We start from the raw sequence: 24,652 nt of genomic DNA, 5'->3' as shown, positions 1-24,652 counted from the left end.
ACCGAAGAGAGAACTGTGACCGACTACTACGAGACCCTGGGCGTCCAGCGCGACGCCTCGCCCGAGCAGATCAAGAAGGCATACCGCAAGCTCGCCCGCGAGCTGCACCCGGACGTCGCCGGGGCTGCCGGTGAGGAGAAGTTCAAGGACGTCGCCCGCGCCTACGAGGTGCTGTCGAACCGCGAGAAGCGCGAGCAGTACGACCACGGCGTCGACCCGACGGCACCGGGCGGGGGCGCCGGCGGCGGCTTCGGCCAGGGCTTCGGCTTCCAGGACATCTTCGAGACGTTCTTCGGCGGCGGCCAGGCCTCCGGGCCCGTGCCGCGCGCCCGACGGGGCCAGGACGCGCTCGTGCGCATGGACATCGACCTCGTCGAGGCCACGTTCGGCGCCAAGCGCGAGCTGCAGGTCGACACCGCGGTGGTGTGCGGCACCTGCGGCGGCAACGGGTGCCGGCCCGGCACCGACGTGCGCACCTGCGACGTCTGCCACGGCCGCGGCAACGTCCAGCGCGTCGCCCGCTCGTTCCTCGGACAGGTCATGACGACGGCCCCGTGCGCCGCGTGCCAGGGCTTCGGCACGGTCATCCCGGAGCCGTGCGCGGAGTGCTCCGGCGACGGCCGCGTCCGCTCCCGCCGGAGCCTGACGGTCAACGTCCCGGCCGGCGTCGACACCGGCACCCGGATCAAGCTGACCTCGCAGGGCGAGGTCGGCCCGGGCGGCGGCCCCGCCGGGGACCTGTACGTCGAGATCCGCGAGAAGGCCCACGACGTCTTCGTGCGCCGCGGCGACGACCTGCACTGCACCCTCCCGGTGCCCATGACGGCCGCGGCGCTCGGGACCGTGCTCGAGCTGGACACCCTCGACGGCGTCGAGGAGATCGACCTGCGCCCCGGCACCCAGCCGGGCCAGATCCTCACCCTCAAGGGCCTCGGCGTCGGACACCTGCACGGCAACGGTCGCGGCGACCTGAACATCCACGTCGAGGTGCAGGTGCCCACCGAGCTGGACGAGGAGCAGACCACCCTGCTGCACCAGCTCGCCGGCCTGCGGGGGGAGGAGCGGCCCGAGCCGCGGCTCGTGGCAGCGCACCCCGGCGTCTTCTCGCGCCTCAAGGACAAGCTGAGCGGCCGCTGACGTGAGCGCGCCCGTCTTCCTCTCGACGGACGACCTGAGCCGGGTCGCCCCGGGCGAGGTCTTCGTGCTGGGCGGCGACGAGGGCCGCCACGCCGGGGTCGTCCAGCGGCGGGGCCCCGGCGAGAGCCTCGACGTGGTCGACGGCGCCGGCACCCGGCTGCGTGCCGTCGTCGACTCCGTCGACGGCAGCGACGTCCGGCTGCGGGTCGCCGAGCGCGTCACCGAACCCGCGCCCGCCGTCGTGCTCACCCTCGTGCAGGCGCTCGCCAAGGGCGACCGCGACCACCTCGCGGTCGAGGCCGCCGTGGAGGTCGGGGTGGACGCCGTCGTGCCGTGGCAGGCGGACCGGTCCGTCGTCGTCTGGCGCGGGCCGCGGGCCGCGAAGTCCCGGGCGCGGTGGGAGTCGACCGTGCGCTCCGCCGTGAAGCAGGCGCGCCGGGCCTGGCTGCCCGCCGTGTCCGAGCACGTCACCACCAAGCAGCTCGCGGCACGGACCCGGGAGGTCGTCGGCGCCGGGGGAGTCGTCGTCGTCCTCCACGAGGAGGCGACGACGGCGCTCGCGGAGGTCGCGCTGCCCGCCCCGGGGGCGGGCTCGCCGGCTGCCGCACCGGAGCTGCTCGTGGTCGTGGGGCCGGAGGGCGGCATCGGCGAGGCCGAGCTCGCGTCCCTCGCCGACGCGGGGGCGACGGCGGCGCGCCTCGGGCCGCACGTGCTGCGCACCTCGACCGCCGGGCCGGTCGCCGTGGCGCTCCTGAGCGAACGTCTGGGCCGGTGGCGGTAGCGTGGACGGTATGAACGACACCACCGACCCCGAGTGCCTGTTCTGCAGGATCGTCGCCGGGGAGCTGCCTGCCGACGTCGTGGAGACCACCGAGCGCGTCGTCGCGTTCCGGGACATCGACCCGCAGGCCCCCGTGCACGTCCTCGTCGTCCCCAAGGAGCACCACGGGGACGTCTCCGTGCTCGCGGCGGCCGACCCGGGACTGCTCGCGGAGGTGGTCGAGGTCGCCGACACCGTGGCGCACGACCTCGCGGACGGGCAGTACCGGTTCATCTTCAACTCCGGCCCGCGCGCGGGTCAGAGCGTCTTCCACGTGCACGGGCACGTCATCGCCGGAACCCAGCTCGGATGGAGCCCCGCCTGAGCATGTCGACCTCTGCTGCCTCCGACCGGCCCGTGGGCCGGCACCCCGCCGGGCGCAACGCCGGGCACACCGCCGAGCACCGCGTCGTCGTCCCCACCCACGTGCCGATGGTCGCCCTGCTGGGTAGCCGTGACTCCGTCCTGCGGGCGGTCGAGGACGGGTTCCCCGGCGTCGACGTCCACGCGCGGGGCAACGAGATCTCGGTGCACGGCCCGGCGGCCGAGGTCGCCGTCGTCTCCCGCCTGCTCGACGAGCTCGTCGAGGTGGTGGAGTCCGGGACGCCGCTCACGCCGGAGGTGGTCTCGCGGTCGGTGGCGATGCTCACCGCCCAGACCGTCCAGCTGCCGTCCGAGGTGCTGACCTTCGACATCCTGTCCAGCCGGGGCCGGACGATCCGGCCCAAGACCGTCGGGCAGAAGCGCTACGTCGAGGCCATCGACGCGAACACGATCACGTTCGGCATCGGGCCGGCCGGCACCGGCAAGACGTACCTCGCGATGGCCAAGGCGGTCCAGGCCCTGCAGGCGAAGCAGGTCAACCGGATCATCCTGACGCGACCGGCCGTGGAGGCCGGGGAGAAGCTGGGCTACCTGCCCGGCTCGCTCAGCGAGAAGATCGACCCGTACCTGCGCCCGCTGTACGACGCGCTGCACGACATGGTCGACCCCGACTCGATCCCCAAGCTCATCGAGTCCGCGACGATCGAGGTCGCCCCGCTCGCCTACATGCGGGGGCGCTCGCTCAACGACTCGTTCATCGTGCTCGACGAGGCGCAGAACACCTCGGCCGAGCAGATGAAGATGTTCCTCACCCGGCTCGGGTTCGGCTCCACCATGGTCATCACCGGTGACGCCACCCAGGTCGACCTGCCGGGCGGCACGACGTCGGGACTCCGGGTCGTCGAGGACATCCTCACCGGCGTCGACGACGTCGAGTTCTGCCGGCTGACCAGTTCCGACGTCGTGCGGCACCGCCTCGTGAGCGACATCATCGACGCCTACGCGCGGTGGGACACGGCCCGGCCGCAGGACGACGGCCCCGGCCGCGGTAACCGTCACGACCGAGGGGGACGCCGGTGAGCATCGAGGTCAACAACGAGTCGGGGCACGAGGTCGACGAGGCCGAGTTCGCCGCGCTGGCCCGGTTCGCTCTCGACAGCCTGCACGTGCACCCCGCCAGCGAGCTGTCGATCCTGTTCGTCGACACGGCCACCATGACGGACCTCCATGTGCAGTGGATGGACGAGCCGGGCCCCACCGACGTCCTCTCCTTCCCGATGGACGAGCTGCGTCCGGGACGCCAGGACGAGGAGACCCCGCCGGGCACGCTCGGTGACATCGTGCTGTGCCCGGACGTCGCGGTGCAGCAGGCGAAGGCGGCGGGCCACTCCACGGTGGAGGAGCTGCTCCTGCTCACCACCCACGGCATCCTGCACCTGCTGGGGTACGACCACGCCGAGCCGGAGGAGGAGAAGGAGATGTTCGCGCTGCAGCGGCGCCTCCTGCTCACCTTCCTCGCCGGACGGTGACGGGCGCGGTGGACGCCCCCGACGTCGTCCTCTGGACGATCCTGGCCGTCGCGCTGACGCTCTCCGCCCTGCTCAGCGCCGGGCGCACGGCCGTGCAGCGGGTGACCCGGGCGTCGCTCGGCGACGCCCTCGCCGAGGCGCTCGCGGGGGACGATGACGGTGCGGCACCACCGGCCCGCACCCGCCGGATCCGGCGTGCGCAACAGCTCGCCGCGGACCCGGGGGTGCCGGTGTCGCTGGCCCTGGTCGGGGTCCTCGCGGAGGCCGTCGCGGTCGGTTCGCTCACCCTCCTGCTGTCCGACTGGCTCGGCGGCTGGTGGGAGGCGCTCCTGGGCGTCGCGGTCGCCGGCCTGGCGGCCGGTGTGCTGCTGCTGCGCTTCAGCCCACGGACGTGGGCGCACCACCACCCGGCACGGGCGCTCATCGCGCTGTCCGCCCTGCTCGGCACGGTGCACAACGCCGTGGCGTGGGTCCCGCGGCGCCGGGCCCCGGGCGAGGCGTCCGTCCCCGAGGCCGACGAGCTGCGCGACATGGCCGACCGGGTGCGCGAGAACGAGGCCATCGAGGCCGAGGAGCGCGAGCTGCTCCGCTCCGCCCTGGAGCTCGGTGGCACGCTGGCACGCGAGGTGATGGTGCCGCGCACCGACATGGTGACGACGAGCGAGGACACGTCGCTGCGCAAGGCGATGCGCCTGTTCCTGCGGTCCGGATTCTCCCGGGTGCCCGTGGTGGGGCGCACCGTCGACGACCTGCTCGGCGTCGTCTACCTCAAGGACGTCGCCCGGCTGCTGGACGCCGACCCGTCGGCCGAGGAGCGACGGGTCATCGACCACGTCCGCGCGCCGGTGTTCGTCCCCGAGTCCAAGCCGGCGGACGACCTGCTGCGAGAGATGCAGGCGCGTCGGTCGCACATCGCGATCGTCGTCGACGAGTACGGCGGCGTGGCCGGTCTCGTCACGGTCGAGGACGTCATCGAGGAGCTCGTCGGCGAGCTCACCGACGAGCACGACACCGCACCGGAGCCGGAGCCGGAGGACCTCGGCGACGGGCTGTGGCGGGTCCCCGCACGGCTGCCCGTCGACGAGCTCGGCGACCTGTTCGACCTGCGGCTCGACGACGACGACGTCGACACCGCGGGCGGTCTGCTCGCCAAGGCGCTCGGCAAGGTGCCCCTCGCCGGGGCACGTGCCGAGGTCGGCCCCCTGCGGCTCGAGGCCGAGCGGGTCGAGGGGCGCCGCAAGCAGCTCGCCAGCATCCTGGTGCGCAGGAGCACCCCCGAAGCAGCGGACGACGACGTCGTGCCGCACGATCAGAAGGACGTCCCCGCATGACGCACGAGACACCCCACCGGTCAGGCTTCGCCTGCCTGGTCGGCCGGCCCAACGTCGGCAAGTCGACCCTCACCAACGCGTTGGTGGGGGAGAAGGTCGCCATCATGTCGGCGCGGCCGCAGACGACGCGGCACACCATCCGCGGGATCGTCCACCGCGAGGACTTCCAGCTGGTGCTGGTCGACACCCCCGGCCTGCACCGGCCGCGCACCCTGCTGGGCGAGCGGCTCAACACCCTGGTGCAGGACACGCTGAGCGAGGTCGACGTCGTGGCGTTCTGCCTGCCGGCGGACCAGAAGATCGGGCCGGGCGACAAGTACATCGCCGGCAAGCTCGCTCCGCTGATGCAGGGGCGCCGGCCCGTGCCCGTCGTCGCCGTCGTCACCAAGTCGGACCTGGTCGACCGGGCCCGGTTGGCCGAGCACCTGATGGCGGTCGACCAGCTCGCCCGGTCGATGGACCTCGACTGGTCGGCGATCGTGCCGGTGTCCGCCCGGGGCGGGTTCCAGGTGGAGGAGCTCACCGAGGTCCTGGCCGCCCACCTGCCGGAGGGCCCGGACCTGTACCCGGACGGTGAGCTCACGGACGAGCCCGAGGAGGTGATGATCGCCGAGCTCGTGCGCGAGGCCGCCCTGGAGGGCGTGCGCGACGAGCTGCCGCACTCCCTGGCCGTCTCGGTCGAGGAGATCGTCGCGCGCGAGGGCAGCGGGAACGACACGTCCGGTCGTCCGCCGTTGCTGGACGTGCGTGTCACGCTGTTCGTGGAGCGCCAGAGCCAGAAGGGCATCATCATCGGTCGCGGGGGCGCACGCCTGCGGGAGGTCGGCACGGCGGCGCGCGAGGGCATCGAGAAGCTGCTGGGTGCGCGCATCTACCTCGACCTGCACGTCAAGGTGGCGAAGGACTGGCAGCGGGACCCGAAGCAGCTCCAGCGCATGGGCTTCTGACCTCGCCGGCGGGCGGGGACCGCCCGCCGCGCAGGTCCGGCGAGTAGCATCCGACGAGTGGTGTTCCGGACGATCGCGACGAGCGCGGCACTGCTGGTCGGCCTGGCCGTCGCCGGTGCCGTCGCCGGGCCTCAGTGGCACCCGCAGCCGGTCACCGAGCACGTCGTGCCTGCCACGCAGGACACGACGATCGGCGGGGTGGACCCGGCCGCCGTCGCCGCCGGCGAGATCGGCGAGGTGGGCGACCACGAGGTGCTCGCCGAGCCGGTGACCATCCAGCTGGAGGGGGCCACGATCGGCGGCCTGCTGCGCCGACCCCTGGAGGCCGACGGCAGCCTGATGACGGGGCGGCCGGGCGTCGTGTTCGTCCACGGGGCGGGCACCGGCAAGGCCGTGGAGGCCTTCGCGCGCACCGCGGCGGACCTGGCCAGCGCCGGGGTGGTGACCCTCGTGCCGGACAAGCGGCTGGACACCTACTCCCTGCGCGAGCGGGACTACGAGGCCATGGCGCTCGACTACGACCGGTCGGTCGATCTGCTCCGCACCGTCGACGGGGTGGACCCTGCGCGGGTGGGGCTCTACGGCGAGTCGGAGGGCACCTGGATCGTCCCCGTCCTGCAGGCCGACGACCCCACGATCGCGTTCACGATCCTGACGTCGGCACCGGTGGTGCCTCCGCGCGAGCAGGCGGCGTTCGCCGCCGACAGCTACCTGCGGCACACGGGCGTGCCCGACCAGGTGTTCCGTGCCATCCCGCGCGCGGTCGGGATGCAGTTCCCCGGCGGCGGATTCACCTACGCCGACTTCGACGTGCGGCCGTGGCTCGCGGCCCAGACGGCGCCGGTGCTGGTGGTGTACGGCACCGCCGACGCCTCGATGCCCATCGAGCAGGGCGCCCGGATCATCCTGACGGAGACCGGCGCCGTGCCCGGCGAGGCTCCCGTGACCGTCCGCTACTACGCGGGTGCCGACCACGGGATCCGGGTGCGCGAGGGCACGCCCGAGGGGGCCACGGCTCCGCTGCACCCCGACTTCGTGCCCGACCTCGCGGCGTGGGTCCAGGGCCAGCCGGGCACGGCGGACGCGGCGCCGCAGGTCGCGGGGGCCACCCCCGAACAGCTCTTCCGCGCCGTCCCCGTGCCGCAGCCCCGCTGGTGGGGGAACGGCGACGTGGTCGTGGCCGCGGTGCTCGGCGGGACGGGCCTGGTCCTGCTGGCTCTCGTGGCATGGGGCGTCGTGGCGCTGGTGGTGCCGCTGGTCCGACGGCGCCGCGACGGCCCGGCACCGCCGTTCGCGCCGGGGGTGGGCCCCGCGCTCGTGGCGCTGGGAGCGGGCGCGGTCGCCACGACCGGGGCGCTCGCCGTGTACCTGCTGCTCGTCGCGCGCCTGGCGTTCGACTACCAGCGCAACGACGTGATCGTCCAGGGCGGCTGGGTGACCGTCCGGCTGCTGGGTGTCCTCACCGCCGTGGCGGCGGCGGTTCTGCTGCAGCGTGTCGCCGACGTACGCTCGGCACGGCGGGCGGGTGGCGACGTCGTCGTGGCCCGTGGCGTACCGGCCGGCATCGTGCTGTGGTGCGTCGTCGCCGGGTCGGTGTCGCTGCTGCTCACGCTCGCGTACTGGGGCGTCTACCAGCTCGGCATCTGACGCGCCGCCGCGCCCGACCTGACGCGAGGGGGTCGCGTCGGGTAGAAACGACCCGACCGGTCCTTTCGGTCGTCCACTCATGCAGGGAGTCAGCACCCATGTCCGACGTCGCTCATCCCCGGTCCCCGTTCGCGGGCGTCCCGACCCGCGACATCGTGCGTGACGTCGTCGCCGCCGTCGCGCTCCTCGTGGCGCTCCCGCTGCCCTGGGACGCGACGCTGCGCGGGAGCGACCTGCTGTGGGTGGTGCTGACGACCGTGGTCGCCCTCCTGACCGTCGCCGCGCCGTACGCGCAGCGCGCCGGCCTCGTGCCGGAGGGCTGGGCGCGGGTCGCGACACCGCGCGCACGCCTGGTCGGCCTCGCACCCTATGCGCTCGTGGCGCTCCTCTACGTCGTGCTCGACCTGCTCGCGGTGGGTGACGGCGGGATCGGTGCGGGCCTCGCCCTGGGCATGTCGGGTGCGGTCCTGGCCGCGGCGCTGCCGACGACGCGCGGCATGGTCGCGTCGTCGGTGCTGGTGGCCGTGGTCGCGGTGGCGACCCCGTTGACCACGGCCGTGGCGGGGCTGCCCTGGCCGGTCGTCGTCGGGGCGATCCTGGCGGCGTTGCTCGTGATCGGCATCCTGTGGCTGACCGCCGGGGCGTTCCTGCGCCGCCACGACGACGCCGCGGGCATGGTGCTCCTCGCGGTCGGCGGCGCGGTGGCGCTCGAGCTCGCGCTGCTGGGCGGCGGCGCGCAGCACGGCTGGGTGGAGTCGCTGCACGCCGACCGCTACGGCCTGCTCCTGCTGCCGGTGGTCGCGGCCTTCGCGGTGCCGGCCGTGCTCGAGCGGGCGTCGACGTGGGTCGGCGAGCCGGCGGAGGTGGGTGCGGCCCGCTGGGTCCGCGTCGCGGTGCGGGCGCTGGACCTGGTGATCGTCGTGGCCGCGTTCGTCGCGCTGGTGGCCGTCGTGCGGCTCGTCGCCGCGGCGACGGCCGACCTCCCGGGCTTCGGGTTCGGTGTGGAGCCCGTCCTGCGACTGATCGTCGGCGTGCTCGTGATCGTCATGGCGTTCCTGGCGCGACGTGCCCTGGTGCGCGACGCGCGCACGGCGCACGCCACCGCCGTCGGCGCCGCCTGCGTGATCGTGGTGCTGGGCCTCGTGATCCTGGTGGCGCGCGCCGGCGTCGGGACCCGGTCCCACGTCGAGGAGCTGCTGCTGGCTCTCGCGCTGCCCGGCGTGGTGCTCGTCGCGCTGCTCGTGCCGCCGTCGGTGCGCGAGCTCGTCGGCTCCGGCAGCCCGAGCGCGACCACACCGGCCGGCGGTACCCCGACGGGAGGATGGCTGGCGGCCGATCCGTCGACGTCGCCCGTCTCCGTGGGCCAGGTGGCGGCGCCCACCCAGCGGCCCGCCGGCGCCCAGGAGCCGGCGTACCAGCAGGAGACGTACGAGCAGGAGACGTACCAGCGGCCGAGCTCCGCGCAGCCCGTGGACGACCGCGCCGCCGTCGAGGAGACGGCGGTGCAGCAGCCGGTCGTCGCGCCGGCGGCCGAGGCGGGTTCGCGCTGGCGCGGCACCTGGGCGGCAGGGACCGACGCGACCCAGCAGATGGCGCCCGTCGAGGCCGCGCCGGCGGCTGCCGACGACCGGCCGGCCCAGCGCCCGGACCAGACCCAGGTGCTCCAGCCCGTGGGGGACGGGCCGGGCTCCCGGTGGACGCCGGAGCAGGCGCTCGACCCCACGACGCCGTTGGCGGACCTCGCGCAGATCGTCCAGGAGGCGCCGCACCTGCGTCCCCACGTGGCGGCGAACCCGTCGACGTACCCGGCGCTCCTGGACTGGCTCGGCGCCCTGGGCGACCCGGCCGTCGACGCCGCGCTGCGCACCCGTCGGTGACCGCTCCGCGGTCGGCGGGCGCCGACGTGACGTATCGCACGCACGGTGTACGGTGTGTCTGTGCAGCACGTGGTGAGCCTCCTCCTTCGGTGCCGCGGCGAGGCCTACTAAGAGGCCGGATCCTCGCCGCGGTGGATCCTGGTGCGCCGGCCGATCGTGAGCCCCACACCGAAGGACACCCCTGATGCAGACCGCCGAACCCTCCACCACCGGGATCGCCGCCGCCAACCCGCAGCGTCCCTCCGGGATGCCGTACCACCGCTACGTGCCGTTCCACGAGCAGATCACCGTCGAGCTGCCGGACCGTACGTGGCCCGACCGCCGGATCGAGAAGGCGCCGCGCTGGTGCGCGGTCGACCTGCGTGACGGCAACCAGGCGCTCATCGAGCCCATGGACGCCGAGCGCAAGCTGCGCATGTTCGAGCTGCTCGTGCGGATGGGCTACAAGGAGATCGAGGTCGGGTTCCCGTCGGCCTCGCAGACCGACTTCGACTTCGTACGGACCCTCATCGAGTCCGACCGGATCCCCGACGACGTCGTGATCCAGGTGCTGACCCAGTGCCGCGACCACCTCATCGAGCGCACCTACGACGCGATCCGCGGCGCGAAGCAGGCGATCGTGCACATCTACAACTCGACGTCGATCCTGCAGCGTGAGGTCGTCTTCCGTTCCGACATGGACGGCATCGTGGACATCGCGCTGCAGGGCGCCCGCCTGTGCCGCAAGCTCGAGGAGACGGTCCCGGAGACCACGGTCTACTACGAGTACTCGCCCGAGTCCTACACGGGCACGGAGCTCGAGTTCGCCGCACGGATCTCCAACGAGGTCCTCGACGTGCTGGAGCCCACGGCGGACCGGCCGGTCATCGTCAACCTGCCGGCCACGGTCGAGATGGCCACCCCGAACGTCTACGCCGACTCCATCGAGTGGATGAGCCGGCACCTGAAGTACCGCGAGCACGTGGTGCTGTCGCTGCACCCGCACAACGACCGCGGCACGGCGGTCGCCGCCGCCGAGCTCGGGTACCAGGCCGGCGCCGACCGCATCGAGGGGTGCCTGTTCGGCAACGGCGAGCGCACCGGCAACGTCGACCTGGTCACGCTCGGCATGAACCTGTTCGGCCAGGGCATCGACCCGCAGATCGACTTCACCGTGGGCGGCGGCATCGACGCGATCCGCCGCACGGTGGAGTACTGCAACCAGCTGCCCGTCCACGAACGGCACCCGTACGTGGGCGACCTGGTCTTCACGGCGTTCTCCGGCTCGCACCAGGACGCGATCAACAAGGGGTTCGACCACATGGCGGCCCGTGCCCGGGCCGAGGGCAAGGACGTCGACGACCTCACGTGGGGCGTGCCGTACCTGCCGATCGACCCGAAGGACCTGGGTCGCTCCTACGAGGCCGTGATCCGCGTCAACAGCCAGTCCGGCAAGGGGGGCGTCGCCTACCTGCTCAAGACCGAGCACCACCTCGAGCTGCCGCGGCGCCTGCAGATCGAGTTCTCGGCCGCCGTGCAGCGGCACACCGACACGGCGGGCAAGGAGGTCACGGGCGAGGACATCTGGCGGATCTTCTCCGACGAGTACCTGCCCGTCGACCCGTCCTCGGGCCTGGAGCCGTGGGGCCGGCTGCGCCTGCGGCGCACGCGGACCTCGTCGGCGGAGGACGGCGCCACCCTGCTCGAGGTCGACGTGGTCGACCGGGGCGAGGAGCACACCCTGACCGGTACCGGCAACGGTCCGCTCGCGGCGTTCGTCGACGCGATCGCGCACGTGGGCCTCGACGTCCAGGTGCTGGACTACGCGGAGCACGCGCTGTCGGAGGGCGGGGACGCCTCGGCCGCCGCCTACGTCGAGTGCGCCGTCGGCGACGACGTGCTCTGGGGCGTCGGCGTCGACCCGTCGATCACCACCGCGTCGCTCAAGGCGATCATCTCCGCCGTCAACCGCGCCGAGCGTCGCTGAGCCCTGCGTGTCGGCCGCACCTGGGACAATGGCACGGTGCCCCTGTACCGAGACGACGCGATCGTGCTGCGCACCCACAAGCTGGGTGAGGCCGACCGCATCATCACGCTCCTGACGCGGGAGCACGGCAAGGTGCGGGCCGTCGGCCGGGGGGTGCGCCGGACGTCCTCGCGGTTCGGCGCGCGCCTCGAGCCCTTCATGGCGGTCGACGTCCAGCTCCACACGGGCCGCAACCTCGACTCGGTCACCCAGGTCGAGACCCTCGGGGCGTACGCCGGCCAGATCAGCGCGGACTACGGGATGTACACCGCGGGCGCCGCGATGCTCGAGGCCGCGGACCGGCTGGTGGCCGCCGAGCACGAGCCCGCCGTCCAGCAGTACTGGCTGCTGGCCGGCGGGCTGCGCGCCCTCGCCGGACGCGCCCACGCGCCGGGCCTCGTGCTGGACTCCTACCTGCTGCGGGCGCTGTCCGTGGCCGGTTGGGCGCCGTCGTTCGCGGCCTGTGCCCGGTGCGGCGAGCCGGGGCCGCACCACGCGTTCGCCGTCGCCCAGGGCGGGGCGGTCTGCCTGCGCTGCCGCCCGCCCGGCTCACCGTCGCCCGCGCCCGAGACCTTCACGCTCCTGGCCGCCCTGCTCGCCGGGGACTGGGAGGTCGCCGACGCCGCGGACCGGCGGCACCGTTCCGAGGCGGCCGGGCTGGTGGCCGCCTACTCGCAGTTCTACCTCGAGCGCACCCTGCGCTCCCTGCGCATGATCGAGAGAGAGGCCTGATGCCCCGCGCCCCGCAGCAGTACGCCGAGCCGTACCCGCACCCGTCCGGAGCGACCCCGCCGGCCATCCCGGCCGAGTTCGTCCCGAACCACGTCGCCGTGGTGATGGACGGCAACGGGCGATGGGCGAACGCGCGCGGCCTGCCGCGCGTCGAGGGGCACAAGGAGGGCGAGAAGTCGCTGCTCGACGTCGTCGCGGGCGCCGTGCAGATCGGCGTCAAGCACGTCTCGGCGTACGCGTTCAGCACGGAGAACTGGAAGCGGTCGCCCGACGAGGTGCGGTTCCTGATGAACTTCAACCGCGACGTCATCCGCCGACGCCGGGACGAGATGTCGTCGTGGGGGGTGCGGATCCGCTGGGCGGGGCGCCGGCCCAGGCTGTGGGGGTCCGTGATCAAGGAGCTTCAGGTCGCCGAGGAGATGACCCGTGCCAACGACCGCTGCACGCTGACGATGTGCGTCAACTACGGCGGGCGGGCCGAGATCGCGGACGCCGCTGCCGCGATCGCGCGGGAGGCGGCCGCCGGTCGGCTCAACCCCGACCGCGTGAGCGAGAAGACGGTGCAGAAGTACCTCGACGAGCCCGACCTGCCAGACGTCGACCTGTTCCTGCGGTCCTCGGGCGAGCAGCGCACGAGCAACTTCATGATCTGGCAGGCCGCCTACGCCGAGATGGTGTTCCTGCCGGAGCCGTGGCCGGACGTGGACCGCCGGCACCTGTGGCGCGCGGTCGAGGAGTACGCCCGGCGCGACCGCCGGTACGGGGGAGCCGTCGACGTCGCCACCTCGTAGACGCCGAATGTCCCGGTTCGGACCGGATAGACGTCGCTATCCGGTCCGAACCGGGACATTCGGCACGGGATCGCTGGTCAGCCGCCGTAGATCGCGGCGAGCTGGTCGGCGATCGCCGGTACGCCGTCGGGCCAGTCGTACGAGAGCGCCGTGGGAGGCGACACGGACGACACCGCGACGTTGCCGACGACCTTGACGACGTCGCCCGCGGCCACGGCGGGGATCGCCTGGAGCTCGTCGCTCTCGCCGAAGGTCGCGGCCTCCTCCTCGGTGTACGTGTAGGCGATGACGAAGTCCGACTCGAGCTTGTCCAGCTCCTCGTAGGACAGCGTGTAGAAGAACCCGCCGTCGGAGGTGTCGAGCTCGGCCACGGAGGGTGCCGACGCGATGCCGAGGTTCTCCAGGACGGCCACACGCGGGTCGGCCGGGGTGTAGACGTACACCAGGCCCTCGGACGGCGAGTCCACGATGGCGGCGAACGTCTTGCCCTCGGCCTCGGGGATCTCGGCGGCGAGGTCGGTGAGGTAGGTGTCGATGTCGGCGAGGACCTGCTCGCCGGCCTCCGAGCGGCCGAGGGCCTGCGCGGTGATGGTGACGATCTCGTCCCAGGGGGTGACCCAGGGGGACTCGGGGTAGGCCACCACAGGTGCGATGTCGGAGAGCACGTCGTACTGCTCCTGGGTCAGGCCCGAGTACGGGGCGAGGATGAGGTCCGGGTCGGCCTCGACGAACTCCTCGTACGGGACGCTGGCGCCGCCCTCGGCGTCGGTGAAGATGACCGGGTGCTCGGCGCCGAGCGCGTCGTACTCCTCCTCGACCCACGGCAGCAGCGCCTGCTCGCCGACGGTGAAGATCTGCTCGCTCACACCGATCGGCTCGACGCCGACGGCGAGGGCGGCCTCGGTGGAACCCCAGCCCCAGGTGGCCACCCGCTCGGGCGCGGACTCGATCACGGTCTCGCCCAGGGCGTGGGTGATCGTGACGGGGAACTCGTCGGTGGCACCGTCGGCGCTCTCGGTGGCGGCCGTGTCCTCGGCCGTGCCCGCGTCGTCGGTCGTCTCGGGCGCACAGGCAGTCAGGGCGAGCGCGCTGACGACGGCGAGGCCGACGGCGGTGGTCAGGGAACGGGGAAGGCGCACGGGTACTCCTCGGTTGCACGCGCTCGGAGCGCGGGACGGCTAATGAGGCAAGGCTAACCTCACTCGGAGGCCCGGCGGAACCCCGTGACCACTCCGTGAGCACCCGGCGGTGTGAGGTCGCTCACGGCGACGGCTCGGCGGACCCGTCGGGCGCCGGCGTGCCGTCCGGTCGGTGGTGGCGACCGACGGGCACGATCATCGGGCTGCCGGCCACCGGATCGGGCACCACCCGGGCATCGAGGCCGAACGCGGACAGCACCGTCGCCTCGTCCAGCACGTCCGCCGGAGCGCCCTGCGCCACCACGCGGCCCGCGCTCATGACCACCAGGTGGTCCGCGTAGCGGGCGGCGAGGTTGAGCTCGTGGAGCACCATGACCACCGTGGTGCCCCGCTCACGGTTGAGGTCGTGCAGCAGGTCGAGCAGCTCGACCTGGTGGGTGACGTCGAGGAACGTGGTCGGCTCGTCCAGCAGCACCACGTCGGTCTCCTGGGCGAGCACCATCGCGATCCAGACGCGCTGGCGCTGGCCGCCGGACAGCTCGGCCACCGGCCGGTCGGCGAGGTCCGCCACGCCGGTCGCCTCGAGCGAGCGCTGCACCACGACGTCGTCGTCGCTGGTGTGCCGCCCGAACCATCCCTGGTGCGGGTAGCGGCCGCGGCCGACGAGCTCGGCCACCCGCACGCCGTCGGGGGCGACCGACGACTGGGGCAGCACCCCGACGAGGCGTGCCAGCTCCTTGCGGGGCATCCCCGTCACGTCGCGGTCCCCGAGCGTGACGCGCCCCGCCGTCAGCGGGTGCAGCCTCGCCAGCCCGCGCAGCAGCGTGGACTTGCCGCAGGCGTTCGGCCCGACGATGGCGGTGATCCGGCCCTGCGGCAGGGTGAGGTCGAGGCCGTCGATCACCGGGCGGCCGTCGTACCCGATGGCCACACCGTGGGCCGTGAGGTCGCCGGCACCCGTGGCCGAGCGGGGCGTGTCGAGGGCGTGCGGTGTGTCGATCATGCGCGGGATCTTCTCTCGTGGGTGGCGAGCAGCCACAGCAGGTAGGGGGCGCCGACGAGTCCCGTCACGATGCCGGTCGGGGCGGCGACCCCGAGCAGGCCGTGCTGGGCCACGATGTCGGCGGCCAGGACCAGGGTGGCACCGGTGCCGACGGAGACCGACAGGGCGGCACCGCCGTCGTCGGTGAGGCGGCGGGCGATGGCCGGTGCGACGAGGGCGACGAAGGCCAGCGGCCCGACGGTCGCGGTGGCGAGGGCGACGAGGGCGACGGCCACGAGGAGCGTGACGACGCGGGCGGAGTCGGTGGCGACGCCCAGGCCTCGTGCGTGGTCGTCCCCCAGGGCCAGGGGGTGCTGCCAGCGGGACACGACGGCGGCAGCGAGGGTAAGCACGGCGAGCCCCCCGCCGAGGACCGCCAGCTCGGCGCCCCGGACGTCCGCGACGCTGCCGACCGTCCAGACCAGGGCCGAGGCCGCGTCGCGCTGGTCGGCGCTCGCCAGCATCCAGGCGAGCACGGAGGACGCCAGGTACGCGAACCCGACGCCGACCAGGACGAACCGGATCGAGTGCAGACCCTGGCGCCAGGCGAAGAACCAGATGAGCAGGGCGATGGTGCCGGCGCCGAGGAAGGCGCCCACCGAGACGGCCATCCCCGTCATGCCGAGGACGAGGAGCACCGTCACGGCGCCGACGGAGGCCCCGCTGGCGATCCCGAGGATGTCCGGGCTGGCGAGCGGGTTGCGCAGCGTGGACTGGAACAGGGCACCGGCGAGGCCGAACGCGGCACCGGCGAGCAGCGCGGTGAGGAGCCGGGGGAGCCGCAGGCGCTGGACGATGAAGAGGTCACCGGCGTCGCCGACCCCGAACAGCGCGAGCAGGGCGCGCCCGGGAGGAAGGGACGCGGCGCCGATCGTGAGGGCGAACGTGGCCAGCACGACGACGAGCACGGCGAGGGAGGCGAGCACGGCGGCCCGGCGGCGGCTGCGGCGCACGCGGACGGCCTGGACGGCGGTGAGCGACGTCATCTCACACCCCCGCGACCTTGCGGCCGCGCGCGACCGCGACGAGGACCGGGGCGCCGATGGCGGCCGCCACCACACCGGCCTCCAGCTCCGTGCCGGGCAGGAGCAGGCGGCCGATGACGTCGGCGCCGAGCAGCATGACGGGGCCGAGCAGCGCGGAGAGCGCGAGGACCCAGCGATAGTCCGTCCCGACGAGGCGCCGGGCGGCGTGCGGGACGGCGAGGCCCACCAGAGCGACAGGTCCGGCGAGCGCGGTCGCAGCGCCGGCGAGGAGCACGATCGTCAGCCCGGCGACGGCCCGGGTGACGCCGACGCGTTGGCCGAGCCCGCGGGCGACGTCGTCCCCGAGGGCGAGCATATTGAGGCGTTGCGCCAGCCCGGCGGCGAGCACGGCCCCGACGGCGACGAACGGGACGACGACCGTCAGGGTCTCGAGGCCGCGGCCGGTGAGCGAGCCGACGGCCCAGAACCGGTAGAGGTTGAAGGCCTGGGGGTCGCGCAGCAGCACGAGGGTGATGAGCGGCGTGATGAGCGCCGTGACGGTGGCACCGACGAGGGCGAGCCGGACCGGTTGGCCGGAGCCGATGGAGAACACGAGGGCGGCTGCGGCGGCCGCCCCCAGGAACGCGAACCACACGAACTGCGAGGGCGCCGTCAGCCCGAGCAGCCAGACCGCGCAGACGACGGCGAGCGACGCGCCGGAGTTGAGCCCGAGCAGCCCGGGGTCGGCGATCGGGTTGCGGGTGATCCCCTGGATGACGGCGCCGGCGACGCCGAGGGCGAGGCCTGCGGCGAGCCCGACGAGTGCGCGCGGCACGCGCTGCCCCACGATGACCTGGTGGTCCACGTCGCCGGCCACGGGGGCGGTGAGCGCCTCCCAGACGACGGGCAGCGAGACGTCGCGGACGCCGAGCACCAGGCTCGCGACCACGATGAGGGCCAGCGCCCCGAGGGCGATCGCGCAGGCCGCGATCTTGCGCCGGGTCCGCTGTCCCACCTGACGGGCCGCGTCCGAGGACGTGACCTGCGGTGAGGTAAGCATTGCCTAAGTCTGACACAGGGCCCGGGGTGCTTCCGCAACCGTCCGGTCCGCGGGAGGTCAGGCCTGCTCGGTCGCCGCCTCGGCGGCGTCGGCGGCGGACTCCGCGGCGCGGACCCGGGCCCGACGGCGTCGCACCAGCCAGGCGGCGAGGCCGGCGACGAGCGCGGCGGCGGCCGCCAGAGCGGCCGGGTGGAGCAGGAAGAGCAGGATCGCGCCGTACACGACGGCCGTGCCGACGGTGGTCCACACGGCCGCCCAGATCAGGCAGCCGAAGGTCAGTGCCACCAGGTAGCGCCCGAACGGCATGCGCAGGTAGCCGGCCGCCAGGTTGACGACCGTCTGCACGCCGACGGTGAGGAACGACACCGTCACCGCCGGCGGCCCCCACCGGTGGATGCGGTCGATCACCTCGACCGCGCGCGGGGAGGCGAGCAGACGGGCCACACGGGTGCCCCCCATGCCGCGGGCGACGCCGCGGCCGAGCCAGTAGGTCGCCTGGGCGCGCGCCATGACGATGCAGAACGCGACGACGTAGACGGCCCAGAAGGGGAAGCCGTCCAGCGTGAAGACACCGTGGCGCCCGGCGTCGTCGGCCGCAGCGGCGACGGTCAGGGCGACGAGCATGACCCCATCATGCCCTGCTGAGGTATGGCTGGCCTAACCTGCCGTCGCGGACGCGCGGCAGTCCGCGCACGTGCCCCAGAGCTCGACGGTGTGCTCGATCTCCGTGAACCCCTGCGACGCGCCGACGCTCGCCGCCCAGGACTCGACGGTGGGGCCGTCGATCTCGACCGCGCGGCCGCACGAGCGGCACACCAGGTGGTGGTGGTGCTCGGTCCGGGCGCACCGGCGGTACAGGGCCTCGCCGTCGTCGGTGCGCAGCACGTCGACCTCACCGCCGGCGGCGAGCGCCTGCAGCGTCCGGTAGACGGTGGCGAGCCCGACGGCGTCCCCGCGGTCGCGGAGCTGCTCGTGGAGCTGCTGGGCGCTGCGGAACTCGTCGGTGGCGTCCAGCGCGCCGGCCACGGCGGCTCGCTGCTTGGTCATGCGCAGCTGCTGGTTCATCTCTCGCACTCTCCTTCGGTGCCGGTGGTGGTGGCGGCGACCTCGACCTCGACGTCGTCGGGGATGTCGGGGTGCGGGTCTCGCGCCGGCCGACGGCGGGCCAGCAGCGGGTGCAAGCCTGCCACGACGGCGTACACGGCGATGGCGAGGACCACGATGAGGGCCCCGGGGGAGACCGGGTACCAGTAGGTGATGCTCAGCCCGACCACGCACACGACGACCCCGACAACCGAGCCGACCGCCATGGTGCGCCGGAACGAGTGGGTGACGAGCTGGCCGATCGCCACCGGCACGATCATCAGGGCGGAGACGAGCAGCAGCCCGACGACGCGCATCGCCACGGTGACGGTCAGGGCGGCCAGGACGGCGACGGCCATGTTCAGCGCCCAGACGGGCAGCCCGGAGGAGATCGCGAACTCCTCGTCGTGGCTCACGGAGAACAGGGCGGGTCGCAGCCCGACGCCGACCAGCAGGATGAGCGTGCACAGCACGACGGTGAGGACGAGGTCCGTCGAGGTCACCGTCGAGATCGATCCGAACAGGTAGGCCATCAGGTTGCCGGAGGAGCCGCCGGCGATACCGATGATGAGCACGCCGCCGGCGATGCCGCCGTAGAACATGATGGCCAGGGCCAGGTCGCCGGAGGTGCGTCCGCGCCGCCGGACCACCTCGATGAGGACGGAGCCGACGACGGCGGCCACGACCGCGCCCGGGACGGCCAGGACGTCGTCGGGCACCAGGCCCAGGGCGGCGCCCACCAGCCAGCCGAGCGCCACGCCGGTGAGGGCGACGTGCCCGATCCCGTCGCCGAGCAGGGCGAGGCGGCGCTGGACGAGGTAGGTGCCGACCACCGGGGCGCTCACCCCGACGAGGAGCGCCGCCAGGAGCGCCCGCTGCATGAGCGGGTCGGTGAGCATGTAGCCGATCTCGCTCACGGTCCCACCTCCGTCGAGCCGGTCCCGAGGGGGCCGTCGGTGAGGCCGACCTCCGTCGTCAGCACGGGCAGCTCCGAGGTGTGCGGGTGCACGTGCTCGTGACCCGTCGCGTCGTGGCCGCCGTGCGGGCGGGGCGGGGCGCCGTCGTGCACCACCTTGCCGTGCCGCAGCACGACGGCGCGGGTGACGAGGCCGGCGAGCTCGCCGAGCTCGTGCAGGACGACGAGCACCGTCAGGCCGCTGCCGATCAGTCGCGTCATGGTGGCGGCGAACGCTTCCTGGCTGGGGCGGTCGACGCCGGCCACGGGCTCGTCGAGGACGAGCACCTCGGGCTCGCGCACCAGCGCACGGGCGATGAGGACGCGCTGCTGCTGACCGCCGGAGAGCTGGCTGGTGGCGTCGTCGGCGCGGTCGGCGAGCCCGACCTGGTCGAGCGCCTCGCGCGCCCGGTCGCGCCAGCCCCGCGGAAGGGCGAGGCGGCGGCCGTGCAGCAGGCCGGAGGCGACCACCTCGGCCGCGGTCGACGGGACGCCTGCCGCTGCGCTGACCCGCTGGGGGACGTAGCCGACGCGGTGCCACGGCACGCCGTTGCCGAGCGGGTGACCGAGCAGGCTGACCGCGCCCTGGGACGGGGTCAGCACGCCGACCACGGTGCGCACGAGGGTCGACTTGCCGGACCCGTTGGCACCCAGGAGAGCGACGACCTCGCCGGGGTCGACGCGCAGGTCCACGCCGCGCAGCACGTGGCTGGCGCCCAGGCGGACGTGCACGCCGCGCGCGTCGATGACGGGAGAGGTCACGCGCAGCCCAGTCCTTCGGTGATGGCGGCGAGGTTGGCATCCATGACTGAAATGTAGTCCGACCCGCTCTCCGCGGCGTCGGTGGACAGGCCTTCCAGCGGGTCGAGGACGGCGGTGGACACGCCGAGGTCGGCCGCGAGGGTCTCGGCGACCTTCGGGCTGGTGAGCGTCTCGGTGAAGATGGTCTGCACGTCGTTGTCCTCGACGACGGCGCCGATCTCGCGGAGACGGGCCGGGGACGGCTCGGCCTCGGGGTCGAGGGCGGAGATGCCGACCTGCGACAGGCCGTACCGCTCGGCGAGGTAGCCGAACGCGGCGTGGCTCGTCACGAGGGTCTCACCCTGGCAGGGCTCCAGCGCCGCGGCGTACTCGGCGTCGAGGTCCTCCAGGGTCGCCGTGAGCGCCTCGGCGTTGGCCGTGTAGGTGGCGGCGTTGTCCGGGTCGGCGGCGCCGAGCTCGGTGGCGACCTCGTCGGCGACCGGGATCAGCAGGGTGGGGTCGAGCCAGAAGTGCGGGTCGAGATTGCCGTGATCGTGCCCGTCGCCGGCCGCCTCCTCGTCCTCGTCGGCGTGCGCCGCGTGCTCCTCGGCGGTCTCGCCCTCGTGCTCGTCGGCGTGCTCGGCGGAACCGGGGCTCTCCTCCAGCGTGACGATCTCGGCGGCGTCGACCACGTGCTCGGGTGCACGAGCCTCGACCGCCTCGTCGACGGCCGGCTGGAAGCCGGACTGGAAGACGACCAGGTCGGCGTCGCCGACCTCGCGCACCTGGGACGGGGCGAGCTCGAGGTCGTGCGGCTCGGCGGCCGGGGGAGTGAGGTTGTCGACGGTCACCAGGTCGCCGCCGACCTGCTCGGCCACGTACTGCAGCGGGTAGAAGGAGGCGAGCACCTGGACGGTGCCGTCGTCGTCGCCGGCGCCGCCGCCATCGGTGCCGCAGGCGGCCAGGACGAGGGCGAGCGGGAGGGCGGCTGCGACGGGCAGTGCGAGGCGTCGGGTCATGAGAACGATTCTCAGGCCTGGTGAGAACCGATGTCAAAGCGCGAGGCTGCGGCGTTGGTCACCTCCCGCTCCGGTGACCGCCTCCCCGGGGCGCCCTCGCCCCGCCCGGTAGGCTGGCAGACCGGCGCCCGCCGTCCCTCGACGGACGCCGTCCTACCGTGCACACCCGCCCCGCCGGAGCCACCTGCGGGGTCGACCTCAGGAGTGATCCGTGGCTGCATCCGCGACCGCCCAGCTCGACGCCGTCGTCTCCCTCGCCAAGCGCCGGGGGTTCGTCTTCCAGTCCGGCGAGATCTACGGCGGGACCCGCTCCGCGTGGGACTACGGCCCTTTGGGCGTGGAGCTCAAGGACAACATCAAGCGCCAGTGGTGGAAGGCGATGACCCGCCGGCCCGACGTCGTCGGCCTGGACTCGTCCGTCATCCTGCCCACGCCCGTGTGGAAGGCCTCCGGTCACCTCGGCGCCTTCACGGACCCGCTGACCGAGTGCCTGAGCTGCCACAAGCGGTACCGCGAGGACCAGATGATCGAGGAGTTCACCGAGCGCAAGGGCCGTGCGCCCGAGGGTGGCCTCGCCGAGATCGCCTGCCCGAACTGCGGCACCCGCGGTGAGTGGACCGAGCCGCGCGACTTCAACATGATGCTCTCGACGTACCTCGGCCCGGTCGAGGACGAGTCCGGCCGCCACTACCTGCGCCCGGAGACGGCGCAGGGCATCTTCGTGAACTTCGCCAACGTGGCCGCCGCGTCCCGTCAGAAGCCGCCGTTCGGCATCGCGCAGATCGGCAAGTCGTTCCGCAACGAGATCACGCCCGGCAACTTCATCTTCCGCACCCGCGAGTTCGAGCAGATGGAGATGGAGTTCTTCGTCGAGCCCGGCTCGGACGCCGAGTGGCACCAGTACTGGATCGACACCCGCATGGCCTGGTACACCGACCTGGGCATCGACCCGGAGAACCTGCGCCTGTACGAGCACCCCGAGGACAAGCTCTCCCACTACTCGACGCGGACCGTGGACATCGAGTACCGCTTCGGGTTCACCGGCAGCGAGTGGGGCGAGCTCGAGGGCATCGCGAACCGCACCGACTTCGACCTCAGCACGCACGCGGAGCACTCCGGCAAGGACCTGATGTACCGCGACCCGGTGACGAACGAGAAGTACTTCCCGTACGTCATCGAGCCGGCTGCCGGCCTGACGCGCTCCCTCATGGCGTTCCTCATCGAGGCCTACGCCGAGGACGAGGCGCCCAACACCAAGGGCGGCGTCGACAAGCGCACCGTGCTGCGCCTCGACAAGCGCATCGCGCCGGTCAAGGCCGCCGTGCTGCCGCTGTCGAAGAGCGCCGACCTGCTGCCCACGGCGGACAAGCTCGCCGCCGAGCTGCGCCAGCACTGGAACGTGGACCACGACGTGACCCAGGCCATCGGCAAGCGGTACCGCCGACAGGACGAGATCGGCACGCCGTACTGCGTGACGGTCGACTTCGACACCCTGGACGACCAGGCCGTCACGATCCGGGACCGCGACACCATGGCTCAGGAGCGCGTCGCCCTGGACCAGGTCGCGGGCTACCTCGCCCAGCGGATGCCCGGCGTCTGACCTCGACCAGCCGGAGCAGCAGAACGGGGGCCGCCCCGCAGGGCGGCCCCCGTTCTGCTCCCGCTCGTCGGCGGGGTCACGTCGAGACGACGATCAGGTCTTGGCGCGCCTCATCAGTGCCAGCACCAGGCTGACCACCAGGACAATGACGCCGATCCAGAGCAGGAACTGTCCGATCTCGGTGGCAACACCGAGGACGACCAGCACCACGCCGATCAAGATCAGAATCAGCCACAGGGGCATGTCGACCTCCTTCGTCCGTCGCGACAGTTTTGTCGCGACATGTTCCGAACCTGCCACAGGATCGCTGTGCAGGCATGTCGAGACGGACGGCGGCACGCTCGGGCACCCCGGGACCGCCGCCGGCTGACGGCTGCCTTCGATTCGTCAGCCGTCCGTCGACACCTCAGACTGTCCGGATGAACGTGCTCAACGACTGGATCCTCGCCGGCGGGGACGTGCTCTGGACCTGGATCGTGCTGCCCGTCGTGGCGGTGCTCGGTGTCTACTTCACGGTGCGCAGCGGGGTGGTGCAGGTCCGCCTGCTGCCCGAGATGTTCCGGACCCTGACGGATCCGGCGCCGAAGGACGAGAGCGGCCGGTCGCAGTCGGTCTCCGCGTTCGGCGCGTTCACGATCTCCGCGGCCTCCCGCGTCGGGGTCGGCAACATCGCCGGCGTCGGGACGGCGATCGCCGTGGGTGGTGCCGGCGCGGTGTTCTGGATGTGGCTGATGGCCTTCATGGGTGGTGCGTCGGCGTTCGTCGAGTCCTCGCTGGCCCAGCTCTTCAAGACGCGCGACGCGGACGGCTTCCGCGGCGGCCCGGCGTACTACATGCAGCGCGGGCTCCGGGCCCGCTGGATGGGCATCCTGTTCGCGGTCATCCTGATCCTCTGCTTCCCCTTCGCCTTCTCGTCCCTGCAGGCCAACACCATCACCGCCACGGTGGCCTCGACCGCCGGGGTCGAGTCCGGGGGCACGCTCGCGTGGGGCGTCGGCATCGTGCTGGCGATCCTCACGGGCCTGGTGATCTTCGGCGGTGTGCGCCGGATCGCGCACGTCACGCAGGCGGTGGTGCCGGCGATGGCGCTGCTCTACCTCCTCACGGGCCTGGTGGTGGTCGCGCTGAACGCCGATCGCGTCCCGGACGTCGTCGCGACCATCGTCAGTGACGCGTTCGGGTTCAACGAGGTGCTCGGGGCCACGTTGGGCACCGTGATCATGCAGGGCGTCAAGCGCGGCATGTTCTCCAACGAGGCGGGCCTCGGCTCCGCCCCGAACGCCGGCGCGACGGCGGCGGTCACCCACCCGGTGAAGCAGGGCCTGGTGCAGTCGTTGGGCGTCTACTTCGACACCTTCGTCGTGTGCTCGGTGACGGCGTTCATCATCCTCGTCACCAACCCGGACCTGGCGAACGCCGCCCCGGGCATCACGCTGACGCAGGAGGCGCTCGTGGCCAGCCTCGGTACCTGGGCCAACGGCCTGCTGACCGTGATCATCTTCCTGCTCGCGTTCAGCTCGATCCTCGGCAACTACTACTACGGCGAGTCCAACATCGAGTTCATCACCGGCTCCCGCCGCGTGCTGCAGGGCTACCGCACCCTGGTGGTGCTGGCGATCCTCGGCGGCTCGGTCGCCTCGTCGGACCTGATCTGGAACACCGCCGACGGCATCATGGGCCTCATGGCGCTGGTGAACCTCGTGGCCATCGCCCTGCTGTCCGGGCTGGTGTGGAAGCTGCTGGGGGACTACCTCGAGCAACGCCGCTCGGGGATCGACCCGGTCTTCACGCGCGACCGGCTGCCGGGCGTCGTGGGCATCGAGTGCTGGGAGGACGAACGCACGGTGACCGGAGTCACGCCGGTCGTGAAGCTGTAGCCCTCGGTACCGGCCCGGGGCGTTTGCGACA

At 73.0% G+C, this 24,652-nt stretch carries 24 protein-coding genes; 14 read left to right on the top strand and 10 right to left on the bottom strand.

All coding sequences use genetic code 11. The features are described from left to right. Positions 1-15 precede the first annotated feature (15 nt). The 12 genes from dnaJ to MWU57_RS10585 all read left to right on the top strand — a co-directional run bounded on the left by dnaJ (position 16) and on the right by MWU57_RS10585 (position 13,140). Positions 16-1,137: a molecular chaperone DnaJ gene (gene dnaJ / locus MWU57_RS10640; protein WP_106268407.1), complete on the top strand. Its 1,122-nt coding sequence runs from the start codon at positions 16-18 to the stop codon at positions 1,135-1,137. A gap of 1 nt (position 1,138) precedes the next feature. Further along, entirely contained in the window at positions 1,139-1,918 is a 780-nt protein-coding gene (locus MWU57_RS10635) for a 16S rRNA (uracil(1498)-N(3))-methyltransferase (protein WP_246909144.1), read from the top strand. A gap of 10 nt (positions 1,919-1,928) precedes the next feature. Next, positions 1,929-2,282: an HIT domain-containing protein gene (locus MWU57_RS10630; protein ID WP_106268705.1), complete on the top strand. Its 354-nt coding sequence runs from the start codon at positions 1,929-1,931 to the stop codon at positions 2,280-2,282. Positions 2,283-2,284: 2 nt separating this feature from the next. After that, the gene (locus MWU57_RS10625; protein WP_207767714.1) at positions 2,285-3,361 is read left to right on the top strand and encodes a PhoH family protein; all 1,077 of its coding nucleotides are present in this window, start codon (positions 2,285-2,287) and stop codon (positions 3,359-3,361) included. Continuing rightward, positions 3,358-3,810: an rRNA maturation RNase YbeY gene (ybeY, locus tag MWU57_RS10620; RefSeq protein ID WP_106268402.1), complete on the top strand. Its 453-nt coding sequence runs from the start codon at positions 3,358-3,360 to the stop codon at positions 3,808-3,810. The genes MWU57_RS10625 and ybeY overlap by 4 nt, the downstream gene beginning before the upstream one ends. 8 nt (positions 3,811-3,818) lie before the next feature. Further along, positions 3,819-5,141 (top strand): hemolysin family protein, encoded by a 1,323-nt coding sequence (locus MWU57_RS10615; RefSeq protein WP_246909141.1) that lies wholly within the window; start codon positions 3,819-3,821, stop codon positions 5,139-5,141. Then, positions 5,138-6,088, top strand: coding sequence for a GTPase Era (gene era, locus MWU57_RS10610; RefSeq protein WP_106268400.1), 951 nt, complete (start codon positions 5,138-5,140; stop codon positions 6,086-6,088). Before MWU57_RS10615 ends, era begins: the two co-directional genes overlap by 4 nt. A gap of 57 nt (positions 6,089-6,145) precedes the next feature. Then, positions 6,146-7,735, top strand: coding sequence for an alpha/beta hydrolase (locus tag MWU57_RS10605; protein ID WP_246909139.1), 1,590 nt, complete (start codon positions 6,146-6,148; stop codon positions 7,733-7,735). Positions 7,736-7,833: 98 nt separating this feature from the next. Next, positions 7,834-9,612: a hypothetical protein gene (locus MWU57_RS10600; RefSeq protein ID WP_246909137.1), complete on the top strand. Its 1,779-nt coding sequence runs from the start codon at positions 7,834-7,836 to the stop codon at positions 9,610-9,612. A gap of 184 nt (positions 9,613-9,796) precedes the next feature. After that, a complete protein-coding gene (gene leuA, locus MWU57_RS10595) occupies positions 9,797-11,578 on the top strand; it encodes a 2-isopropylmalate synthase (RefSeq protein WP_106268395.1) in 1,782 nt (593 codons plus the stop codon). Positions 11,579-11,614: 36 nt separating this feature from the next. Then, positions 11,615-12,349, top strand: coding sequence for a DNA repair protein RecO (recO, locus tag MWU57_RS10590; RefSeq protein ID WP_246909135.1), 735 nt, complete (start codon positions 11,615-11,617; stop codon positions 12,347-12,349). Further along, the gene (locus MWU57_RS10585; RefSeq protein ID WP_106268391.1) at positions 12,349-13,140 is read left to right on the top strand and encodes an isoprenyl transferase; all 792 of its coding nucleotides are present in this window, start codon (positions 12,349-12,351) and stop codon (positions 13,138-13,140) included. Before recO ends, MWU57_RS10585 begins: the two co-directional genes overlap by 1 nt. 77 nt (positions 13,141-13,217) lie before the next feature. Here MWU57_RS10585 and MWU57_RS10580 read toward each other — a convergent pair whose 3' ends face one another. The 9 genes from MWU57_RS10580 to MWU57_RS10540 form a co-directional block, all read right to left on the bottom strand. Continuing rightward, the gene (locus MWU57_RS10580) at positions 13,218-14,279 is read right to left on the bottom strand and encodes an iron-siderophore ABC transporter substrate-binding protein (RefSeq protein ID WP_106268389.1); all 1,062 of its coding nucleotides are present in this window, start codon (positions 14,277-14,279) and stop codon (positions 13,218-13,220) included. A gap of 121 nt (positions 14,280-14,400) precedes the next feature. Beyond that, on the bottom strand, positions 14,401-15,282 hold the full coding sequence (locus tag MWU57_RS10575) for an ABC transporter ATP-binding protein (protein ID WP_106268387.1): 882 nt from the start codon (positions 15,280-15,282) through the stop codon (positions 14,401-14,403). Further along, complete coding sequence (locus MWU57_RS10570; RefSeq protein WP_246909134.1) at positions 15,279-16,307, bottom strand: iron chelate uptake ABC transporter family permease subunit; 1,029 nt, start codon at positions 16,305-16,307, stop codon at positions 15,279-15,281. The genes MWU57_RS10575 and MWU57_RS10570 overlap by 4 nt, the downstream gene beginning before the upstream one ends. A 1-nt stretch (position 16,308) precedes the next feature. Next, positions 16,309-17,346, bottom strand: a complete 1,038-nt coding sequence (locus MWU57_RS10565) for an iron ABC transporter permease (protein WP_106268383.1) — start codon at positions 17,344-17,346, stop codon at positions 16,309-16,311. Between the two features lie 57 nt (positions 17,347-17,403). Beyond that, positions 17,404-17,970 carry a DedA family protein gene (locus MWU57_RS10560; protein WP_246909133.1) on the bottom strand — a complete coding sequence of 189 codons (567 nt, stop codon included), beginning with the start codon at positions 17,968-17,970 and terminating at the stop codon, positions 17,404-17,406. Positions 17,971-18,003: 33 nt separating this feature from the next. Then, complete coding sequence (locus MWU57_RS10555; RefSeq protein WP_106268380.1) at positions 18,004-18,411, bottom strand: Fur family transcriptional regulator; 408 nt, start codon at positions 18,409-18,411, stop codon at positions 18,004-18,006. Next, a complete protein-coding gene (locus tag MWU57_RS10550) occupies positions 18,408-19,328 on the bottom strand; it encodes a metal ABC transporter permease (protein ID WP_246909158.1) in 921 nt (306 codons plus the stop codon). Before MWU57_RS10550 ends, MWU57_RS10555 begins: the two co-directional genes overlap by 4 nt. Positions 19,329-19,342: 14 nt before the next feature. Further along, complete coding sequence (locus MWU57_RS10545; protein WP_246909132.1) at positions 19,343-20,146, bottom strand: metal ABC transporter ATP-binding protein; 804 nt, start codon at positions 20,144-20,146, stop codon at positions 19,343-19,345. Further along, the gene (locus tag MWU57_RS10540) at positions 20,143-21,144 is read right to left on the bottom strand and encodes a metal ABC transporter solute-binding protein, Zn/Mn family (protein WP_246909131.1); all 1,002 of its coding nucleotides are present in this window, start codon (positions 21,142-21,144) and stop codon (positions 20,143-20,145) included. Before MWU57_RS10540 ends, MWU57_RS10545 begins: the two co-directional genes overlap by 4 nt. A 211-nt stretch (positions 21,145-21,355) precedes the next feature. Between MWU57_RS10540 and MWU57_RS10535 the strand changes: the two genes are divergently transcribed. Next, entirely contained in the window at positions 21,356-22,744 is a 1,389-nt protein-coding gene (locus MWU57_RS10535) for a glycine--tRNA ligase (RefSeq protein WP_246909128.1), read from the top strand. 93 nt (positions 22,745-22,837) lie between these two features. Here MWU57_RS10535 and MWU57_RS10530 read toward each other — a convergent pair whose 3' ends face one another. Then, on the bottom strand, positions 22,838-22,987 hold the full coding sequence (locus tag MWU57_RS10530) for a hypothetical protein (RefSeq protein ID WP_165800011.1): 150 nt from the start codon (positions 22,985-22,987) through the stop codon (positions 22,838-22,840). Positions 22,988-23,163: 176 nt separating this feature from the next. Between MWU57_RS10530 and MWU57_RS10525 the strand changes: the two genes are divergently transcribed. Beyond that, positions 23,164-24,621, top strand: coding sequence for a sodium:alanine symporter family protein (locus tag MWU57_RS10525; protein ID WP_106268373.1), 1,458 nt, complete (start codon positions 23,164-23,166; stop codon positions 24,619-24,621). The last annotated feature ends 31 nt before the right edge of the window (positions 24,622-24,652 follow it).

Source organism: Isoptericola sp. S6320L, from assembly GCF_023015685.1.
GTDB classification, from domain to species: domain Bacteria; phylum Actinomycetota; class Actinomycetes; order Actinomycetales; family Cellulomonadaceae; genus Isoptericola; species Isoptericola halotolerans_A.
This window is presented reverse-complemented; position numbering and strand designations above follow the sequence as displayed.

Excerpts from the sequence above, each read along its gene's own strand:
- era (WP_106268400.1), top strand. The coding sequence starts at position 5,138 with ATGACGCACGAGACACCCCACCGGTCAGGCTTCGCCTGCCTGGTCGGC.
- MWU57_RS10555 (WP_106268380.1), bottom strand. The coding sequence starts at position 18,411 with ATGAACCAGCAGCTGCGCATGACCAAGCAGCGAGCCGCCGTGGCCGGC.
- MWU57_RS10575 (WP_106268387.1), bottom strand. The coding sequence starts at position 15,282 with ATGATCGACACACCGCACGCCCTCGACACGCCCCGCTCGGCCACGGGT.
- MWU57_RS10585 (WP_106268391.1), top strand. The coding sequence starts at position 12,349 with ATGCCCCGCGCCCCGCAGCAGTACGCCGAGCCGTACCCGCACCCGTCC.
- MWU57_RS10560 (WP_246909133.1), bottom strand. The coding sequence starts at position 17,970 with ATGCTCGTCGCCCTGACCGTCGCCGCTGCGGCCGACGACGCCGGGCGC.
- MWU57_RS10530 (WP_165800011.1), bottom strand. The coding sequence starts at position 22,987 with ATGCCCCTGTGGCTGATTCTGATCTTGATCGGCGTGGTGCTGGTCGTC.
- MWU57_RS10525 (WP_106268373.1), top strand. The coding sequence starts at position 23,164 with ATGAACGTGCTCAACGACTGGATCCTCGCCGGCGGGGACGTGCTCTGG.
- leuA (WP_106268395.1), top strand. The coding sequence starts at position 9,797 with ATGCAGACCGCCGAACCCTCCACCACCGGGATCGCCGCCGCCAACCCG.
- MWU57_RS10570 (WP_246909134.1), bottom strand. The coding sequence starts at position 16,307 with ATGACGTCGCTCACCGCCGTCCAGGCCGTCCGCGTGCGCCGCAGCCGC.
- MWU57_RS10600 (WP_246909137.1), top strand. The coding sequence starts at position 7,834 with ATGTCCGACGTCGCTCATCCCCGGTCCCCGTTCGCGGGCGTCCCGACC.
- MWU57_RS10625 (WP_207767714.1), top strand. The coding sequence starts at position 2,285 with ATGTCGACCTCTGCTGCCTCCGACCGGCCCGTGGGCCGGCACCCCGCC.
- MWU57_RS10565 (WP_106268383.1), bottom strand. The coding sequence starts at position 17,346 with ATGCTTACCTCACCGCAGGTCACGTCCTCGGACGCGGCCCGTCAGGTG.
- MWU57_RS10550 (WP_246909158.1), bottom strand. The coding sequence starts at position 19,328 with ATGCTCACCGACCCGCTCATGCAGCGGGCGCTCCTGGCGGCGCTCCTC.
- MWU57_RS10540 (WP_246909131.1), bottom strand. The coding sequence starts at position 21,144 with ATGACCCGACGCCTCGCACTGCCCGTCGCAGCCGCCCTCCCGCTCGCC.
- MWU57_RS10630 (WP_106268705.1), top strand. The coding sequence starts at position 1,929 with ATGAACGACACCACCGACCCCGAGTGCCTGTTCTGCAGGATCGTCGCC.